Annotated in this window: 10 protein-coding genes; 8 read left to right on the top strand and 2 right to left on the bottom strand. The window is 71.5% G+C overall.

Annotation, left to right across the window (positions count from 1 at the left end; all coding sequences use genetic code 11):
• Positions 1-17: 17 nt before the first annotated feature.
• From E8A74_RS47595 to E8A74_RS47585, 3 genes are read left to right on the top strand one after another with little or no spacing between them, the layout of a single operon-like run.
• Positions 18-1,097: an isocitrate/isopropylmalate dehydrogenase family protein gene (locus E8A74_RS47595; RefSeq protein WP_136935823.1), complete on the top strand. Its 1,080-nt coding sequence runs from the start codon at positions 18-20 to the stop codon at positions 1,095-1,097.
• Positions 1,098-1,103: 6 nt separating this feature from the next.
• Positions 1,104-1,436 (top strand): antibiotic biosynthesis monooxygenase, encoded by a 333-nt coding sequence (locus E8A74_RS47590; RefSeq protein WP_136935822.1) that lies wholly within the window; start codon positions 1,104-1,106, stop codon positions 1,434-1,436.
• Positions 1,437-1,469: 33 nt separating this feature from the next.
• Entirely contained in the window at positions 1,470-1,898 is a 429-nt protein-coding gene (locus E8A74_RS47585) for a Uma2 family endonuclease (protein WP_136935821.1), read from the top strand.
• Positions 1,899-1,902: 4 nt separating this feature from the next.
• Here E8A74_RS47585 and E8A74_RS47580 read toward each other — a convergent pair whose 3' ends face one another.
• Positions 1,903-2,541: a Uma2 family endonuclease gene (locus E8A74_RS47580; protein ID WP_232380067.1), complete on the bottom strand. Its 639-nt coding sequence runs from the start codon at positions 2,539-2,541 to the stop codon at positions 1,903-1,905.
• Positions 2,542-2,727: 186 nt separating this feature from the next.
• Here E8A74_RS47580 and E8A74_RS47575 point away from each other — a divergent pair, with 186 nt between their 5' ends.
• Together E8A74_RS47575 and E8A74_RS47570 are read left to right on the top strand one after the other, a co-directional pair.
• The gene (locus tag E8A74_RS47575) at positions 2,728-6,231 is read left to right on the top strand and encodes a response regulator (RefSeq protein WP_232380066.1); all 3,504 of its coding nucleotides are present in this window, start codon (positions 2,728-2,730) and stop codon (positions 6,229-6,231) included.
• A gap of 244 nt (positions 6,232-6,475) precedes the next feature.
• Complete coding sequence (locus E8A74_RS47570) at positions 6,476-8,770, top strand: sulfatase-like hydrolase/transferase (protein WP_232380065.1); 2,295 nt, start codon at positions 6,476-6,478, stop codon at positions 8,768-8,770.
• Between the two features lie 212 nt (positions 8,771-8,982).
• Here E8A74_RS47570 and E8A74_RS47560 read toward each other — a convergent pair whose 3' ends face one another.
• Positions 8,983-9,603, bottom strand: coding sequence for a GNAT family N-acetyltransferase (locus E8A74_RS47560; RefSeq protein WP_136935819.1), 621 nt, complete (start codon positions 9,601-9,603; stop codon positions 8,983-8,985).
• 307 nt (positions 9,604-9,910) lie between these two features.
• Here E8A74_RS47560 and E8A74_RS47555 point away from each other — a divergent pair, with 307 nt between their 5' ends.
• The 3 genes from E8A74_RS47555 to E8A74_RS47545 form a co-directional block, all read left to right on the top strand.
• A complete protein-coding gene (locus E8A74_RS47555; RefSeq protein ID WP_136935818.1) occupies positions 9,911-12,556 on the top strand; it encodes a TonB-dependent receptor domain-containing protein in 2,646 nt (881 codons plus the stop codon).
• Between the two features lie 14 nt (positions 12,557-12,570).
• Positions 12,571-13,305, top strand: coding sequence for a hypothetical protein (locus E8A74_RS47550; protein ID WP_136935817.1), 735 nt, complete (start codon positions 12,571-12,573; stop codon positions 13,303-13,305).
• A gap of 391 nt (positions 13,306-13,696) precedes the next feature.
• Positions 13,697-14,512: hemerythrin domain-containing protein (locus tag E8A74_RS47545; RefSeq protein WP_136935816.1), on the top strand; the 816-nt coding region annotated here is incomplete at its 3' end.

The raw sequence follows: 14,512 nt of genomic DNA, 5'->3' as shown, positions 1-14,512 counted from the left end.
AGCTGAAAGGGAGAGCCGTGGGATCGCAGCGCAAGAAGATCGCCATCATCGGGGGAGACGGGATCGGGCCGAGCGTCACGCACGAGGCGAAGCTCCTGCTCGAGATCTACCGAGACAAGGCGGGCTTGCCGCTCGATCTCTGGGAGCTCGACCTGGGCGCCGATCGTTACCTGCGCGACGGCGTGACGTTCCCGAAGGAGATCCAGATCGCGGTGCAACGCGAGTGCGCCGCGGTCCTGCTCGGCGCGCTGGGAGACCCGCGCGTGCCCGGCCTGGAGCACGCGCGGGACATCCTCTTCGGGATGCGCTTCGGCTTCGACCTCTACGCGAACGTGCGGCCCGTGAAGTCGCTGTCCGATCGCCTGGTGCCGCTGAAGGGTCGAGGCGCGAAGGACGTGGATATGGTGGTGTTCCGCGAGAACACCGAAGGCGTCTACGTCGGCATGGGCGGGCAGTTCAAGCGAGGCACGCCCGACGAGGTCGCGATCAACGAGGACCTCAACACGCGCAAGGGCGTCGAGCGGATCGTGCGCGCGGCGTTCGATTTCGCGAAGCGCACGGGCAAGAAGCGCGTGTGCATGGCGGACAAGTCGAACGCGATGCGGCACGCGCACGAGCTCTGGCTGCGGGTGTTCGACGAGGTGCGGCGCGAATACCCGGAGATCGAGTCGCGCCACCTCTACGTGGACGCGCTCTGCCTGCTCATGATCCAGGACCCGTCGCAGTTCGAGGTGCTGGTGATGAACAACCTCTTCGGCGACATCGTGACGGACCTCGGTGCGGCGCTGCAAGGCGGCCTCGGGATGGCGGCGAGCGCAAACGTGCACGCGTCCGATCCGACGCGCGTGGCGATGTTCGAGCCGGTGCACGGCTCGGCGCCGCCGCTCGCGGGCAAGGACATCGCGAACCCGTTCGCGGCGCTGCTGACGGTGGGCATGATGCTCACGCACCTCGGATGGCCGGACGAGGAGAAGCGAATCGAGCGGGCGGTGTCGGCGGCAATCGAAGAGAAGGCGTGCACCGTGGATGTGGGCGGCACGCTGGGCACACGCGCGGCGGCGGCGTGGGTGCGGGAGCGGGTGGCGAAGGAGCTGTAGGGCGGGATGAGCGGTCGCGGGCCGGGGTTCGTGGTGCTGTATCGGTGGAGGCTTCACCCGGGGAGGGAGGAGGCGTTCATCGAGGCATGGTCGCGGATCACGGCGCACTACCGGGAGAAGGGCTCGTTCGGGTCGCGGCTGCACCGCGGATCGGACGGGCTCTTCTACGGATACGCGCAATGGCCGAGCGACGCGGCGAGGCAGAAGGCGTTCGCCGAGGCGGAAGATCCGGCCGACGCGGAGCAGATGCGGAGCGCGGTGGCGGAGCGGTTTCCGGAGATCCGGCTGGAGTCGGTCTCGGACTATCTGGTGCTCCCGGGGGCAGGGGAGACGGCGTGACGGGCGGGCGCGTCGGCGGATCGGCAGGGGTCCATCGATGCGGTAAGAACGTGCCAAGGTCCCGGTAGCTGGATCCTCGACGAACCCGAGTTGCACCTCGGCGGCGACACCCTCGTCCCCGACCTCGCCGGCTGGTGCGTCGAACGGATGCCCGAGCTGCCCGAGACCCCGTACTTCCCGCTCGCGCCCGACTGGATCTGCGAGGTGGCGAGCCCCTCCACCGCGGCGATCGACCGGGCGAAGAAGATGCCGGTGTACGCCCGGGAAGGCGTCCAGCACCTCTGGATCGTGGACCCGACCGAGCGCCTGCTCGAAGTCTTCGCCCTCACCCCGGAGGGCTGGCTCCTGCGCGGCGTGCACCATGACGACGCCAAGGTCCGCGCTGCGCCCTTCGATGCGATCGAGCTTGACCTTTCCAAGCTTTGGAACCAGCCCGCGCTGCCGGCTGGCTCGTCGAGGTAGCGCTTCAGCCCTCGCCGCTTTCGACGCTTTCCTCCTCGTCTTCCTCGTCCTCTTCCGCCATGGCTTCGTCGACCGTCTTCCAGAGGTCGGCGAGCTCGAGCTCGAGCCGTTCACACCCGGGCACGGACACGCGCTCGGACGAGGCTTGCATCGCGATCGTGTATCGCCCGTCCGCGCCGAGCTCGAGGACCTCGAGGAGCCGCGCCTCGGGGTCGACGAGCCAGTACCAGCGCACGCCGAAGCGCGCGTAATCACTGAGCTTCTCGGCGCGATCCCGCCGCACGTCGCGCGCGCGCCGGGAGATCACTTCCACGACGAGGAGCGGGGGGATGCGCGAGAGCGACGCCTGCCAGTTCATCCTGGTGCGCGGCGCGTACACCGTCACGTCAGGCTTGCGACCGCTGCGCGCAGACACGCCCAGCTTGTGGTCCGAGCCGAAGACGCGTCCACCACGCTCTTTGGCCCAGGTCATGAGTGCGTAGGACACCCAGCTCACGATGAGCTCGTGCAGATTCGTCGGCACCTCTTCCTCCACCAGCAAGCCGTCGACGAGCTCACCCGGCTCGTCATCGTCCATGTCGGCCCACTGCTCGAGCGTCATCGGTCCCGGCTGAAGCACGTCTGCCATCGCGATCGCCATCATGCGACGCAGCATACCTCGGCGCGTGAGATACGGCTCCACAAACCCAACTTCGCCAGGAGGGCCGAACGGTTGCGCAAAATCGACCGCGGATCGCGATCGAGCCCCCCCCGCAGCCGTCGCCACAAATTGGAGCTGCCGCGCCGACCCGTGGTACGGCCCGAACCGATGGGCGCGCAAGCTACCGCGTTGGACCGAACTGAAGGCGGCCGTCCCGAGGCCATGGGCGTCATCACGCTCGAGGGCATCGCTCCGCCCTCCACGCCCGAGCGGCGGACCGAGGCGCCCAAGGACGCTCGGCCCGCGTCGTCGCCCGAGCGCCTCGGCGGCGTCCGGGCCGATTTCGTGGCCACCCTCGGCCGTCGGGTCGTCGAGCTCCGCACCGCCGTCACCAAGCTCGCCGAAGAGCCCGCCTCCCCCGCGCGGCGCGACGACCTGCGCCGCCGCGTGCATGCCCTCGCCGCCGCCGCGAGGCTGCTCCGCTTCAACAAGCTCGCCGAGGAGCTGAAGACCGGTGAAGCCCTCGTCGATCGTGTCGCCGAGCGCGGCAAGCTCACGGACGACGAGTGGAAGGCGCTGCGAAGCCTGCTCGATCGGCTCCCGGAGCTCGCGTGGGGCGAGGCCTCGCTCGGCGCGCCGCCCGAGCGCGAGCCCGCGCCCCGATCGGCGAACAGCGGCCCGCGCACCTTGCCCTCGGCCGAGCGGCCCGCCGACAAGCCCGCGAGCGCGGTCGCGCAGGGGATTCCGCAGACCGTCTTGTTCGTCGGTCCCGAGAGGCTCGCCGAGTCCCTCGCGAAGGATCACGCCGAAGGGGCTGCTTCGTTCTTCGAGGTCGAGCGCACCGAGGATCTCGTCGCCGCGCCCGATCTCGCGCGCGCGCTCGCGCCGGACGTCGTCGTCATCGACGCGGACAAGCCCGGCGCGCGTGAGCTCGTTGCCTCCTTGCTCGCCGATCCCCTCACCGAGGAGGTGCCGATCCTCCTCTTCGGCCGCTTCTCCCGGCCCGACGACGCCGCGCTCTATGCGGCGCTCGGCGTCGCGCGCACCTTGCCCAAGCCCGTCTCGCCGGACGCCTTGCGGAAGGCCTGCGCCGAGGTGACCGCGAGTTACGTGCGTCGCGAGATCGCCCGCGCGCCGATCGGGGAAGTCACGCTGGACGACCTCGGCACGCGCCTCGCCGAGGAGCTACGTCGTGGCCTCTGCGACGCGGCCGACGTCCGCGCCCGCGGCACGCGGATCGAGCTCGGCGAGGGCAGCCAGGTGCTCGCCGCGCTCTGGGGCGCGGTCGCGCGGATCCGGGACCTCGTCACCATCGAGTCGCAAGGCAAGGTGCGGTTTTCGCCGAGCGGGCCGGAAGGCGCGCTCCCGTTCGCGCCCTGGCTCGGCGGCCCCGAGCAGTCGGGCAAGGCGACGCGCGTGCGGGCGCTCGGCGAGGCCCGCGGCGCGCGCGTGCCCACGCTCGATCGCCTTCGCGTGGTCGTGGCCGACGACGACGCCGCCGTCACCTGGTTCCTCGCCGGCGTCCTGCGCGCCGCGGGCGCCACCGTGTACGAGGCCCACGACGGCGAGCGCGCCTTCGAGCTCGCGTGCGAGGTCGCGCCCGACCTCGTCGTCAGCGACATCGTCATGCCCGGCCTCGATGGTTTTGCCCTTTGCCGCGCGCTCAAGCGTGATTTTGCGCTCCGCGACGTCCCCGTCGTGCTCCTCTCCTGGAAAGAGGACCTCCTCCAGCGCGTGCGCGAGCTCGGCGCCGGCGCGGACGGCTACCTACGCAAGGAGGCGAGTGCTTCGGCGATCGTCCAGCGCCTCCGCGAGATCCTGCGCCCCCGCCTGCGCGTCGCCGAGCGCCTCGCGCAAGGCGGCGAGGTCCGCGGCCGCCTCGACGGCCTCACGCCGCGCACCCTGCTCGCGCTCGCCTGCGCCCACCGGCCCGCCTCCACGCTCTCCGTGCGGGATGCGCTCTACCTCTACGAAGTCGAGATCCGCGAAGGCCGCCCCGTGCGGGCCACGCGCACCACGGCTGATGGCTCCTTCGAGCGTGGCCCGGGCGTGCTCGCGCGCCTCCTCGGCCTCGGCGCCGGCCGCTTCGTCGTCGCGCCCGTCGACGACGCCGCTGCGCGTGTCTCCGGCGCGCGCCCCGACCTCGAAGGCTCGCTCGCCGAGCAGCTCGTCGCGCCGATCGCCTCGGCCCGCGCCGCGCAACGCCTGCTCTCGGGTGCCTCGCTCATGACCGTCGAGCGTGTCGAGATCGACCTCGACCTCCTCGGCCCCGCCGAGCACGCGACGCCCGAACCCCTGCGCTCGCTCCTGCGCTCGATCGCGGCCGGCGCCTCGCCCCGCGCGCTCGTCGCGAACGGCAAGGCGGCCGCGCACCTCGTCGAGGACGTCCTCTGCGACGCCGCGGCCCACGGCGCGATCACCGCCATCGTCGGCGAGGCCGGCGCGGATCTGCTTACGCCTGCCGTGCACCGCGAGTCCGAGCGGCTCCGCGGCGTGCGCCGCCCGCCGCCTCCGGCGCTCATCCCGGCGCTCGCGGACATCCTGCCCGAGCCTGCGCCGAGCACGCCGGAGCCGATCTCCGCGATCATCGACCGCTCGGCCACGCCCGGCCCGGTCCTCGCCCGCGAGGAGGCCTCGCCGGCCCCGTCGATCCTTTCGCTCCAGCCCGACGAGGTCCTCTCGGTCGAGGTCGGATCGGTCCTCGACCTCGCGCACATGCCCACCGAGGAGCCGACCCTCGACGTCCTCCGGCAGTTGATTGCGGTGAAGCAGCCCTCGCCCACGCCGGGCCCGGTGGCCCCGCGCAAGGCCGAGCGCCTGTCCGTGCCTGTGCTCACGCCCGCGCCCGTGGCCGTGGCCGCGCCGGTGACGCTCTTCGCGCCCGAAATCATGGCCGCGCCCCCCGCACCTCCCGTACCCGCGCCCGTTGCCGCGCCCGCCGCCGCGTCCGCGCCCGCGCCGCGAGCTTCGACCCTCCCGTCGGCGCGGCCCATTCCGACGTCGCTCGGCACCCTCGTCCCCCCGCCGGTCGAGGATCTCCCGCCCCCTCCGCGGTCCGCGTTGCCTTCGGCTCACGCGCCCGGCGCCCGCACCCTCGATCCCGACGTCGAGAGCCGCCCGAGCCGCTTCCGCCGCAACGAGAAGGTCAGCCGCGACTCGGCCCCGCCCTCTCGCCGCGAGGGCAGCTCGCGCATCCGCGTCAGCGCCTGGATCCTCTTCGCCGTCGCCGGCACCGTCTTCGCCGTCGGCAGCCGCCTCGCGCACCAGCGCGTCGCCCCGGCGCCCCCGCCCGCGGCGATCCCGACCCCGACCGTCACCGCCGAAGGCCCGCCCGCGGCCGCCGCCGCGCCTGCGCCCGAGCCCGAGCCCGCCGCGGCCGCGACGACCCCCCGCGACCGGCGCGAGGGCGACACCGCCGACTTCCCCGTCATGCCGCAGGACCTCCCCCTCCGCGCCGAGGACAAGGTCCCCGCGGGCCAGGGGCTCCTCGAGGTCGTGGCCGGGCCGAGTGATTCGATTTACGTCGACGGCCAGCTCGTCGGGACCGGGCCGATCGTCCAGTCGAAGCTCGCGCCGAAGAAGGACCCGTACGAGATCCGCGTCCGCCTCCGCGGCGAGGAGCGCGTCCGGTTCGCCCTCGTCAAGGAAGGGCGCATGACGCGCCTGCGCATCGCGCCGCCCTGGTCGCGTTGACGCGTCTCAAGCTTCCAGCGCCAGCCGGTCGCGAAGGCGTTCCGTAACTTACGCCTCGCCTCCGCGACCGCCGCGAAGCCACCTCGTCGCCGTTTCAACGGCATCGCGACCCCCGCGGCGAGCGAACGCGCCTCACGAGGCGCCTTCGCGGCGGTCGCGCAGCGCCTCCTTGGTGACCTCGCTCCGACGTCCTCCCCCCACAAGCCCGCTTGACGCGCCTTCGCATCGCGCCACCCTGGTCGCGTTGACGCCTTCCGCCCCGATCGTCCTCTCGGCCCTCCTCGCCGTCGCCCTTGGCGCGAGCGCCTGCAGCCCCGGCTGCAACCCCAGCAAACGCCAGGAGCAGGGCACCCCCGCGCCCACCACCAGCGCCGCTGCCCCCGAGCCGCCTGCGCCCGCTCGTATCGTCGCCGACCTCGTCGACCAGCTCCCCGGCTGCGACCTCGAACATCGCGGCCTGCTCCTCGACACCGGCACCGATGCCATGGTCGGCCGCTTCGCCTGGTCCGGTGTCGCCCCGAGGGGCATCGATCCCATCGAGCACGACGCTTCCACCTGGATGCGCATCTCGAACCGCACCCTGCGCGTCACCTTCGTCCTGCCGGAAGCGAGCCCCATCTTCGTCGCCGCTCGCTCCATGGGCCTCGGCGCCCGCGCCGCCACCGTCTCCCTCGACGACCAGCCCCTCGGCACCCTCAACTTCCAGCGCGACCACATCCGCATCGCCACCACCGGGGCCACCTCGCTCCCCGTCGATCCCGGCCCCCACACCCTCACCTTCCGCTTCATGGGTCGCGCCAAGAGCGGCGATCCCCTCGTCGACCTCGACTGGATCCGCATCGGCGTCCCCGACGAGAGCACCGCCACCTACGGCCCGCCCACCCTCCGGGACGTCATCCTCCGCGAGGCCGCCCTCTCCGGCGTCCCGCACCGCTCGATCGCCCTCCGCGGCCCCGGCTCCGTTCGCTGCACCCTCCGCCTCCCGCCCGGCGCGCGCCTCCGCACCTCCGTCGGCGTCCTCGGACCCGGCGAGGCCGACGCACGCGTGCGCCTCCTTCGCGACGGCCAGAAGCCCGTCGACGTCCTCACCCAGCACCTCACCGGCGGCGACAAGGCCGCCTGGACCGACGTCGACCTCCCCCTCGACCCCCAGGGCGGCCCCCTCGCCACCCTCGAGCTCCGCGCCGAGGGCACGTCCCAGGGCGCGCGTATCCTCTTCGGCGACCCCGTCCTCGTCCTGCCCGCTGCGCCTCCGCCGTCCACCGCCAAGGCCCGCGCCGTCGTCCTCGTCGTCATGAACGGCCTCGACCGCGACAGCCTCCCGCCGTGGCACGCGGGCCCCACGCCGCAGCTCCCGACCCTCTCCGAGCTCGCGCTCACCGCGACCACCTTCCACCGCCATCGCGCCCCGACCACCTTTCCGGGCAGCGTCGTCGGCTCCCTGCTCACGGCCATGCCGCCGCGCGCGCATACCCTCACCGATTTCGGCGCGCGCATGCCGGCCTCGAACACCACGCTCGGCGCCGTCGCCCACGACGCCAGCATTCGCGCGGCCATGTTCACCGGCGTCCCGGCCACGTTCAAATCGTTCGGCTTCGGCGAGGGCTGGGAGCATTTCGTCGAATATCCCCCCTACGGCAACGACCCGGCCACCGCGCCCTATGATGCGGCCGCCACCTGGCTCACCGACGTGCTCCGCCAATCGCCCGAGGCGCGCCTCCTCCTCGTCGTGCACGCCCGCGGTGGACATCCGCCCTGGGACGTCTCGCCGAAGGAGCAAGCGCAGTTCCCGCCGAGCACCTACACGGGCGTCATCGAGCCACGCCGCGGGGCGCAGCAGCTCGCGACCTTGCGGAAAAAGAGGGACAAGAAGGACGCCGTCTCCGCGCCGGACCAGGAGCGCATCCGCGCCCTCGAAGGCGCCGCCATGGCCGCGCAGGACCGCGCCCTCGGCGGCCTCGTGACGGCCCTCAAGACCGCCGGCATCTGGGAGAGCACCGTCTTCGTCGTCACCGGCGACGTCGCGGCCGGCGCCGGCGCGTTGTACGCCGAGGGCGACGATCTCGCCGAGCCCCACCTCACCCTCCCGCTCTACGTCCGCTTCCCGGACGCCCGGTACGGCGGCGCCCACGTCAACCTCCCCACCGAAGTGTGGGACCTCAGCCAGACGACGCTCTCCGCCCTCGGCATCTCCTTCTCCCGCCCTGGGCTCGGCCGCGACCTCTCCGCCGTCGCGTCGGGCCTCGAAGACTCCTCCTTCGAGCCGCAGATCGCCACGCTCGACGACCGCTTCTCGGCCCGCTGGGGCGAGCTCATCATGACGGGCCGCTACGACGCCGCGCCCTTCCTCTGCGACCTCGAGCTCGACCCGACCTGCGCCTTCAACCGCCGCGAAACCCTCCCGCTCGCGGCGCAAGCGCTCTTCCGCCGGATCATGGCGCGCGACCAGTCGACCCGCGCGGGCTTGCAGAAGCGGGAGCCCGCGACGATCGACCCGGACACGGCGGCGGCGCTGCGTGTGTGGGGGACGATCGAGTGATCGAGGTAAGGTCGTGGAGTCGTGGCCGACGTTCTGATTGACGGTAAAGCCAAGACCGCCCATGATGCCCCAAGCCATGGCGCGTCCGATCGAGCCGACTCCGCCCCTTTCCGGCGAAGATGCCGAGGAACTCCTCGCGTCTCTGGAAAAGGTGGCCTCCCCGGAGGAGGTCGAAAAGCGGTTGGAAGCGGCGAAACGGTATCTAGCGGACGTTAAGCGTCCGAAGGTTCTTTCGCGTCGCCCCCCAAAGGAGCCGTCGGATCGCTGAGCCAAGACGGGGGGCGCGGCGCGTGGACATCGAGCCGCATGCTCGTGTTGGGTCGTTCCCGATACTCCTTGGCGCGGTTCCTGATGAAACCGAGCCGCTCGTAGAACGGCACGGACGCCTCGTACGCATCGACCGTCAGCAGGCGACAACCGACGCGGTCGGATGATTCGAGCGCCATGGCCCAGGCGAACCGGACGAGCGATTCTCCGCAGCCGCGATGGGTAGCGCGAAAACTCGTACTTACGCCGAGACGCGCGATCTTCAGAGCTGGGATGACAGGGTGGTCGTGGTGGCCGAGCGCGAGGAGCTTCCGCTCCTTCGTCTCCAGGGTGACGGAGTCGGTCATCAGCGAGACGAAGCCGACGAGACGGCCCTCGTAGTATGCGACGTACGTGCGAACGATGTGCCGAGCCTGAAGGCGCATTGCCTCGACGAGCAGGAACTCGTCGAGATCGCTATCGCCGCAGGAAAACCCTTGCGCGTCATCAATGACCGCTTCGTCAAGCAGCCGGATTTCGAGCCGGTTCGGATCGAGCGACGGGCGTGTCGGAGAGACGCTGTTCATACGAGGATGACCGTGCCGTCAGGGTTGGCTCACGGAGGAACCGTTCAGGAAGAACGTCCGTCAGGATCCCTCTTAGCAGGGTTATCGCCTCTACGAAGGTCGAAAAGATGAGCTGATTCGGCGTGACCAACCTTACCGAATTTGTGGTATACAGGTGAGTGCTCCGAATCTGGACCCGGCGTGTCTCATCGCTGTCCCCCCACGACATTTCACGTCGCACCACGCCGCTTCCCGCTTCCGCTCCCCGCCCTCCGCGTGTAAAGCACCCATCCGAAGGGGCCCGACGGAGGATCGGTTGAGGTTCGTTTTGTCTCGATGGTCAAACGCCATCGCCCTCGCTGCGGGCCTCCTCGTGGCGCGCCCGGCGTTGGCCCAGCCGCGAGCCCCCCAGGCGCCGGCCGGCCAGGCCAACGTCACCCTTCCGACGGTCGTCGAGCACGTCGACGCGGTCTATCCCCCGGACAAGCTCGCGCAGGGCGTCGACACCACCGTCGAGGTCCTCGTCACCGTCGAGCGCAACGGCACCGTCGGCGACGCTCAGATCGCCGTCTCCGGCGGGGAAGCCTTCGACGCCGCGGCCCTCGCCGCCGTCCGTCGCTGGCGCTTCAGCCCCGCCACCCGCGACGGCGTGCCCATCCGCGCCCGCATTCGTGTCCCCTTCCATTTCGCGCCCGAGCCGCATCCGCCCGTCCCGCCGGGCGCGCCGACCGACACGCCGCCCCCGGACGCGGCCCCTTCGCCCGGCCCGCCCGCGCCAGCGACCAAACCGCCCGCGAGCAAGCCGCCCGCGGACAAGCACACGCATGCGCACGGCGAGCAGCCTGCCGAGCTCGACTCCGGCCTCGCTTTGCCGCACGCCGTCGCCGAGCCGGGCAAGCCCATCGAGATTCACGTCCAGGGCCGGCCGAACCCTCCGCGCCGCGGCGCCTCCGACTTTCGCCTCGGCCGCGCCGTCCTCGACAGCGCCCCGCGCCCCACCACCGCCGACCTCATCAAGTCCGCGCCCGGCTTTCACGTCATGCGCCCCGAGGGCGACGCCGTCGCCCAGCGCGTCTCTCTCCGCGGCTTCGACGCCGATCATGGCCAGGACATCCAGTTCACCGTCGGCGGCACGATTCCCCTCAATCAGCCCTCGCACATTCACGGGCAAGGGTATGCCGATCTCAACGTCCTGATCCCCGAGACCGTGCGCAGCTTGCGCGTCCTCGAAGGCGTCTACGATCCGCACCAGGGTGATTTCGCCGTCGCGGGCAGCGTCGATTTCGACCTCGGCGTCGAGGAGCGCGGCGTCCGGGCCACCGCGTCGTACGGCTCGTTCGACACGAAGCGCCTCGTCGCCATTTTCGCGCCCGCCGGCCAATCCGAGGAGACGTTCGGCGCGGCCGTCGTGCGCACGACGGACGGCTTCGGCGAGGGCGTGCGCGGCAGCATCTCGGGCGGTTTTACCGGACAGTACCGATTCGAACTCCCGGGCGACCTCTCCGCCCTCGTGCACCTCTCCTCGTATGGCGCGCGCTCCACGGTCGCGGGTGTCCTCCGTAGGGACGACATCGACCGCCGGATCGTCGATTTCTACGGCGCCTACCCGGATACCTCCGCCCGCTCGCAATCCGCTGCCGCCACGCGCACGCAGGCGAGCTTTTCCCTTCAGCGCACCGGCGACGACGGCTCCGAGGCGTCCTTTGGCCTTTGGGGCGCCTATGGCACCTACCGCAGCCGCCTCAATTTCACAGGTTACACCCAGCGCTCGCGCCTAAGGCCCACCTGGGCCGGCCGTGGCGACCTCATCGAGCAATCGAACGACGACGGCGGCTTCGGCGCGCGTGCTTCGTATCGCACCCGCCGGTACGAGGCGGCTTCCTGGCTCAAGGCCCAGCTCACCCTCGGGGCCGACGCCGAGGCGCACTCCATCGACCAGGCGCAGAACCTGCTCGAAGCGCCGCAAAACGAGACCTGGGACCGCCGCGTCGACACCACCGTCCGCTCGCTCCGCATCGGCGCCTTCGTCGACGCCTTGTTCACGTTCTCGCGCTGGGCGCGGTTGCGCGGCGGCCTGCGCGCCGACTTCATCTCCTTCGACATCGACGACCGGCTCGGCAACCAGGTCCCCGCCTTCCGCGAAGAGACCCATTTTATCGGGTATCGCCGCACCGCCGCTGGCATCGCCTGGGGCCCGCGCGCCACGCTCGAGGTCGATCCCTTGCCCTCGTTGCGCCTTTTTGCCGCCTATGGCCGCGGCTACCGCTCCCCGCAGGCCCGGCAGCTCGAAGAGGGCGAGCAGGCGCCCTTCGCCACGGTGCATAGCTACGAGGCCGGCGCGCGGTATCAATACGAACCCGCCCGCCTCTCGGCCACGCTCGTCGCCTACGAGACGCGCCTCTCCTACGACCTCGCCTTCGACGCCGAGGAAGGCCGGCTCGAGCGGATCGGCCCGACCACCCGCCGCGGCCTCGTCGCCTACCTCCAGGCCAATCCCCTGACCGGCTTCAATGCCTCGATCAGCGCGACGTTCGTCCGGGCCACCCTCGATTCCCCGCCGCCGCCGACCCCGGAGAACCCCACGCCGCCCTATGTCGAGGGCCAATCGCTCCCCTACGTTCCGCCCGTCGTCGTGCGGACCGATGTCTCCTATCGTCGCGCCCTCGGCACGTTCCGCGGCAAATCGCTCGTCGCCCGCGCCGGGTACGGCGCCACGTTCTTGTCGCCGCGCCCGCTGCCGTATGCCCAGGAGGCCCGCACCGTCTTCGTCGTCGACGCTTCGCTCGGCTTGCGGCGCGATTTCGTGGAGATCGGCGTCGACGCCACGAACCTCTTCAACGCGCGCTATGCGGACACCGAGTACGTCTTCGTCTCCGATTGGCGGACGAGCGACATCCCCTCGCATCTGCCCGCCCGCCACATTTCCGCCGGATCGCCGCTCACGATCCTCGGCAATTTGACCTTTTACCTCTGAGCCGGAGAGCTTCCATGCGATGTCTTCTGCGCTCGTTGTTCCCGTTTGTCCTCTTCCTCGCCGGCTGCGGCACCGGCACCGGCCAGCCCGACGTTTCGTTCCCTGCGGTCTTCACCTCTCCTGCGACGAATGAATTCGTCGTGGGCGATGTGACCGTCACCCTGGACGAGGCGCGCGTGGCGTTTGGGCCGGCCTATTTTTGCGCCAGCGCCTCGGGCTCGGCCACGCTTTGCGACGCGGCGGTCGGGGAGATCCGGCGCATCACGACGATTGACGCCCTCGGGGAAGGGGAGACGCCGCTCGGCACGTATGCGGGGTTCGCAGGGGACGTGCGCAGCGCCTCGTACGATTACGGGATTCACTGGTTCTTGCCGGAGCAGGAGGCCGCGGCTTCGCCCGAGGCGCCGGGCGGGCATTCGGCGCGCGTGCGGGGCGTGGCGAGCCGCGCCGGCACGTCCGTCCGGTTCGAGGCGGACATCGACGTGAAGCCGCTCTTTCAGGGCCAGCGCGCCGTGCCGACCACGAAGGTCGAGGGTACGGTCACCGAGGCGACCTCGCGGATCGAGGTCCAGTTCGACGTCACATCCTGGTTTTCCGCCGTGGATTTTGGCGCGGCGATCGACGCCGGTGTCGATCCGTTCGTGATCGGGCCGGGGGCACAAGACTACACCAGCGTGGTGAACCGCATGGTCTCGACCCACCCCCCGTCGTTCGTGTTCGTGGAGGGCGAGGCGCCGGCCGCGCCCTAGCCGTCTGCTCCTTTGTTGCCCGCGCGCGCCCCGCGCGATCGCCCCGGGTGCGCGCTTCCGTGCCACCCGCCACGATCGACTGCGCCGGCCGCGCGCGGTCGCGGCTCTGCGTTTCGTGGCCGCCGGCGCGCGGCACGAGCGGGGCACGGGCCTGCCGCGGCGTGTGCCCCGCGCGCGGCCGAGGCTCGGCTCGGTGCCTCGTTTTGCTCGTGCTTTCGCTCGGGTCGCGGCCTTCCGTCGGGGCGCGGTCGGGGGACGTTCGCCGTCCGTCCCTCGCTTTTCTCCGGGCCCTCGGGGGTCTTGGCATGCCACGCGCAAGGAGCCGCGAGCACGAAGGGCGGCGCCTCGGCGAGGCGCGGCACGCCGAGAGGAACGGATTGAGGAGCTCGACATGAAGGCGACCGACCTACTCAAGCAGCATCACCGCGAAGTCGAAGAGTTGTTCCGCGAGATCGAGGGCGCCGAGGACGAGGACGAGCGTGCCTCGCTCCGCGAGGAGCTCGCCAACGCGCTCGCGGCGCACACGGCGATCGAGGAGGAGATCTTCTATCCGGCGGCGATGGAGGCGCTCGGCCCGAGCAGTCGGATCCGCGAGGCCTTCGAGGAGCACGCGGTGGCGGACTTCGCGCTGTATCGGCTGATGTCGGTCAGCGTGGGCGACGAGACGTTCTCGGCCAAGCTCGGCGCGCTCAAGGACATCGTGATGAATCACGTCGAGGAGGAGGAGAGCGAGCTGCTGCCCCAGGCGGAGGGGGAAATGGAGCGCGAGCAGCTCGAGCACCTCGGCGAGCGGCTCTCGGTGCGGTTCTCGGAGCGCCTCGCGGAGGGGCACCGCCCGATTCTGGAGCGGAGCCTGGGCATCGCGGCGCGGCAGGTGGCCGTGCAGGCGCTCGGGGCGAAGAAGGCTGCGGCCCCGCGCAAGCGTGCGCCGGCGAAGCGCCAGGCGATGCCGAAGCGGGCGGCGGGCGCGGCGAAGCGGGGCGCGGCGAAGCGGAGCGCGGCGAAGGCGGCTCCGGCGAAGCGGGGCGCGGCGGTCACGCAGAAGCGGGGCGCGGCGGTCACGCAGAAGCGGGGCGCGGCGGTCGCGCAGAAGCGGAACGCGGGCGCCGTGGCGGGCGGGGCGGCGCGGACGCAAGCGCGCAAGAGCGCGGCGACGCAGAAGGCGCCGGCGGCGCGTGGGCAGGGCGCGTCGCGGGCGCCCTCGCAG

The organism is Polyangium fumosum (assembly GCF_005144585.1).
In the GTDB taxonomy this organism is placed as follows: Bacteria; Myxococcota_A; Polyangia; order Polyangiales; family Polyangiaceae; genus Polyangium; species Polyangium fumosum.
This window is presented reverse-complemented; position numbering and strand designations above follow the sequence as displayed.

What these genes read in the sequence shown, in the direction of transcription:
- E8A74_RS47590 (WP_136935822.1), top strand. Translation starts at nt 1,104, where the DNA reads ATGAGCGGTCGCGGGCCGGGGTTCGTGGTGCTGTATCGGTGGAGGCTT.
- E8A74_RS47580 (WP_232380067.1), bottom strand. Translation starts at nt 2,541, where the DNA reads ATGATGGCGATCGCGATGGCAGACGTGCTTCAGCCGGGACCGATGACG.
- E8A74_RS47560 (WP_136935819.1), bottom strand. Translation starts at nt 9,603, where the DNA reads ATGAACAGCGTCTCTCCGACACGCCCGTCGCTCGATCCGAACCGGCTC.
- E8A74_RS47550 (WP_136935817.1), top strand. Translation starts at nt 12,571, where the DNA reads ATGCGATGTCTTCTGCGCTCGTTGTTCCCGTTTGTCCTCTTCCTCGCC.